Source organism: Priestia sp. SIMBA_032, assembly GCF_046535215.1.
Taxonomy (GTDB): Bacteria; Bacillota; Bacilli; order Bacillales; family Bacillaceae_H; genus Priestia; species Priestia aryabhattai.
The window spans coordinates 1-273 of the sequence record NZ_JAWRXD010000631.1 but is presented as its reverse complement, the minus strand read 5'-3'; the positions used below and the strand labels follow the sequence as shown (position 1 = coordinate 273).

At 75.1% G+C, this 273-nt stretch carries 1 protein-coding gene; it reads left to right on the top strand.

Going from position 1 to position 273, the window contains the following annotated elements; translation table 11 throughout:
• The coding region (locus SB717_RS35785) for an FAD-dependent oxidoreductase (RefSeq protein WP_410907717.1) at positions 1-273 on the top strand (273 nt) is incomplete at both ends.

Genomic DNA, 273 nt, shown 5'->3' with positions numbered 1-273 from the left:
CAGCCGGACGAAGCGGTCGTCCGGCGCGCCCTGGCCCCCACCCGGCAGGCGGTGTTCTGGACGGAGGACGCACCCGGTGATCCGTACCCCCGCCTCACCGGCGACCACAGCTGCGACCTGGCCGTCGTCGGTGGCGGCTACACCGGACTCTGGACCGCCCTCCTCGCCAAGCGGGAGGACCCGTCCGCTCGGGTCGTGCTGCTGGAGGGCCGGCGTGTCGGCTGGGCAGCCTCCGGCCGCAACGGCGGGTTCTGCGAGGCCAGCCTCACGCAC